This is a genomic window from Pseudomonas sp. LAM2023, from assembly GCF_016620375.1.
Classification (GTDB): Bacteria; Pseudomonadota; Gammaproteobacteria; order Pseudomonadales; family Pseudomonadaceae; genus Aquipseudomonas; species Aquipseudomonas anuradhapurensis.
The window spans coordinates 1-4,072 of sequence record NZ_JAENHV010000032.1 but is presented as its reverse complement, the minus strand read 5'-3'; the positions used below and the strand labels follow the sequence as shown (position 1 = coordinate 4,072).

Genomic DNA, 4,072 nt, shown 5'->3' with positions numbered 1-4,072 from the left:
GGCATGGAAGTGCTGGTCAGCTTCCTCGAAGGCGACCCCGACCAGCCGCTGGTGACCGGCTGCCTGTACCACGGCGTGAACATGCCGCACTACAAGCTGCCCGAGCTGAAGACCCTGGCCACCATCAAGAGCAAGGAATACAAGGGCAGCCGCAACAACGAACTGCGCATCGACGACACCACCAGCGAGATCAGCATCGCCCTGCGCAGCGACCACGGCGCCAGTGCCCTGAACCTTGGCTACCTGACCCACCCACGGCCGAGCGGCGGCGCGCCACGGGGTGAGGGCTTCGAGCTGCGCACTGATCGCCACGGCGCCGTGCGCGCCGCCGGCGGCCTGCTGCTCACCACCGAACCGCGCCCGAACGAAGCCAGGCACCACAAGGACTTGCCCGAAACCGCCGAACGCCTCGCCACCGCCAGCGAGCAGCAGGACCGCCTGGCGCAGCTGGCCAAGCAGATGCAGGCCCAGGAACCGGGCGACCAGGATCAGGTCGCCAAGGACCTGCACGCCCAGCACCAAGGTATCCTCGGCAGTGGCCCAGGCGACCTGACCAAGAACGAGTTCGCCGAATTCACCCAGCCGCACCTTGTGGTGTCCAGCCCGGCCGGCATCGCCCTGACCACGCCTGGCCCGAACCACCTCACCAGCGGCAGCCACCTGGCCTTGAGCAGTACCGGCCACACCAGTATGTCGATCGGCAAACGCCTGCTGGCCAGTGCCAGCCAGGGCATGCGCCTGTTCGTGCAGAGTCTCGGTTTCCGTCTGGTGGCGGCTGCAGGCGACATCGACTTCCGTGCGCTGAAGGACAGCATCAACCTGCTGGCCAAGCTGGACATCACCGCCAACGCCGACCGCATCATCCTCAAGGCCAAGACCGAACTGGTGGTGCAGGGCGGCGGCAGTGCCACCACCTACAACGCCAGCGGCATCACCCACGTCACCAGCGGCAACTACACCGCCCATGCCGCGAAGTTTGCGCACATCGGTGCGGCGAGCAAGGCCGGCACCTTCCCCGAGCCGCCCAAGCCCGGCAAAGGCGCGCTGGAGCTGTTCAACCTGTACGCCAACACCAAGGGCATCCAGGCCGGCGACTACGAGGTTACCGACGCCCTGGGCACAGTGCTCAAGGGTTCGCTGGACGGGCAGGGCTTCAACGCCGTGTCTGGCGCCGCGCCCGGGCCAGCCACGGCGGCGTTCGGCCTTGACACGGCTGACACCTGGAGTCTCGGCAGCTTCGCCAAGGGCCTGCCCTGGCCGAAGCTGGCGGCGACCGAAGAAGGTGCGCCCTCAATGCTTGATTCGATGATCGACACGCTCACGCCTGATGGCAGCGGTGCAGCAATGGGCACGATCAAGCAACTGGCCAGCAGTGGCATGGACGTGGCCAAGAGCGGCATGAGCCTGCTCAAGACCGGGCAGAGCGCACTGCAGAGTGCACAGCAGGTGCAAGGCGCGCTGAAAGGCGGCGTTGCTGGCCTGCCGCAGCTGGCCAGCGTCGCCAGTTCGGCACTGCCCGCCGCCTCCAGCACCCTGGGCGCTGCGAGCAGGGCCGGTGTCGCCGTGCAGGGGGCCATGGCCAGCCTGCCAAAACTGCCGGCGCTACCCGAACGCCCTGCCTTCAAGGCACCGAACCTCAACACCCTGACTGACCTGATGCCAGGCGAGCTGATTTCATGACCACACAGACTTCCCAACCCGGTGGCCGCGAAGTCGCCATCGTCCCCCTGAACGAAATCCATATCGAAGACGTCGGCCGTGGCGCGGCGGTGTTCGATGCCTGGCTGCGCGATATCAGCGACGGTTATGTCACCCTCGAGCGCATCAAGAACGTCGCAGGTGCCTTGCCGGTGGTGGGTAACATCATCGCCCTGATCGACGCTTTGGGCGACATCGTCACCCTGGCGGAGAGCGACAAGCCGGACCCGTGGGACTGGGTCAGCCTGGGCATCAACCTGATCGGCGTAGTGCCGGTGCCACCGAACATGGCCGCCGCACGCATGAGCCTGCGGCCGATGTTGTTCATGGTGCGCCAGGAGGGCAAGCAGATCCTCGGCGACGCGCTGATCGAGATCATTGCCGGGCACCTGAACGCCGACATCATCGGTAGCCTGGATGATTTCGTCAGCCAGGCCGAGGGCAAGCTCAAGGAAACCCTGGCGGCAGCGGGTGGCAAGGGCGAGGAAATTCTCAACGAGATCTGCAAAGGCCTGGATGCCCTGATCGATGGCGACCTCGACAGCGGCAAGGACCTCGGCGAGGCAGGCAAGAAGGCGAGCAAGGCGGCTGAGCAACTGCTGCACGATCCGCTGGCCAGTATCGACAACATCTTCGACGCGGCCTGGAGTGCCTACAAGGCCGCTGGCAAGGGCATGGCCAACATGGCCGCCAGCGCGACGATCAGTGCCGAGGCCAAGCTCTACGGCCACCAGCAAGTCGCCAGGTTGCGCGTGCTGGCGCCTCGCATCAAGAGCGAGATCCTCAAGCTGGGTTCGGCCAGCAACCCACATTCGATCGAGGCGTTGCGCCTGATCCTGGCCGGTAGCGTCGCGCTGTGGCGCAAGCGCAATCCGCAGCTTGTGAACGCCAACATCAAACCCAACGCCACCAGCACCGCGCGGCACCAGGCCACGCAAGGCAAGCTCGAAACCCAGCGCGAGGAAGCACCACCCAGGAACGCGGCCAATCGCTGCAAGAACGGCCCCTGCCCAGGAACCACCCGCGACATCAACTTCGCCCTGGGCAGCGAAACCCTGCAGCACGTCGACTTCAGCCTGCCCGGGCCATTCCCGGTCACCTGGGCGCGGACCTACAACTCACGGCTGGCCGAGCTGGACGACAGCAGCCTGGGCGCCCGTTGGCTGACCGAGTTCAGCACTTGCATCGACGTGATCGACGACGGCCTGGTATTCCACGACGTCGACGGCCGCAGCCACCCGTATCCGCTGCCCAGGCAGGGCAAGCCGCACTACGATCCGATCGAGTACCGGAGCCTGGTGCGTACCAGTGACACTCAGATCATCCTCCTGCGTGGGCTGGAGCGCCGTGAGACCTACGAGCGGGTCGGTGATCGGTTCTATCTGGTTCATATCGTCCTGCGCAGCGGTGCCGGCGCGATGCTGCATTACGAGCATCACTACAACGGCCGCCCGGTGTTGTCCGACATCAACACCTATGAGGACAACGACCCGAGCAAGGTGCACTTGCAACTGGGCACGCTGCTCGATGACCACGGGCATATCCAGGGCGTGTGGCAGGTGGTCGACGGCAAGCCGCTGCGCCAGCTGTGCGCCTACCATTACGACGACCAGGGCGACCTGATCGCCGCCCAGGACGAGCACGGCGCCGCCTGGCACTACCAGTACCAGCACCACTTGGTGACGCGCTACACCGACCGCACCCAGCGCGGCTTCAACCTCGAATGGGACGGCTCGGGGGCGCATGCCAAGGCCATCCGCGAGTGGGCCGACGACGGCAGCTTCGAAACGCGCCTGCAATGGGACAAGCACATCCGCCTGACCACCGTGACCGACGCCCACGGCCAGCAGACCAGGCACTATTACGACATTCTCGGCTACACCTACCGCATCCAGCATCCGGACGGTAACTCCGAATGGCTGTTCCGCGATGAGCGCAAGAACATCATCCGCCACGTTCACCCCGACGGCAGCCAGGACCGCTTCACCTACGACGAGCGCAGCAACCTGCTCGAGCACATCCGCGCCGACCACAGCGTGGTGCACTACGCCTATGACGAGCACGACCAGCTGATCAAGATCCGCGATGCCGAAGGCGGGCAATGGCTGCGCGATTACGACGAGCGCGGCAACCTGGTCGAGACCGTCGACCCGCTGGGCAACAAGACCGAGTTCGCCTACACCCCGGCCGGCTTGGTCAAGGCGATCAAGGATGCCATCGGCAACGAGAAGAAACTCGCCTACAACGACGCCGGGCAGTTGCTCGAGTACACCGACTGCTCCGGCAAGACCAGTCACTGGGCCTACAACGCCTTTGGCCAACTGAGCGAGTTCACCGATGCGGCGGGCAACAAGACCGCCTATGAATACCAGGC

General features: G+C 65.4%; 2 protein-coding genes. Both read left to right on the top strand.

Annotated elements, in window-relative coordinates; genetic code table 11:
• On the top strand, window positions 1-1,680 hold a 1,680-nt coding region (locus tag JKP78_RS19820), incomplete at its 5' end, for a type VI secretion system Vgr family protein (RefSeq protein ID WP_200627341.1).
• Window positions 1,677-4,072, top strand: a 2,396-nt coding sequence (locus JKP78_RS19815) for a DUF6531 domain-containing protein (RefSeq protein WP_200627338.1), incomplete at its 3' end; no start/stop codon positions are given. The genes JKP78_RS19820 and JKP78_RS19815, both read left to right, overlap by 4 nt.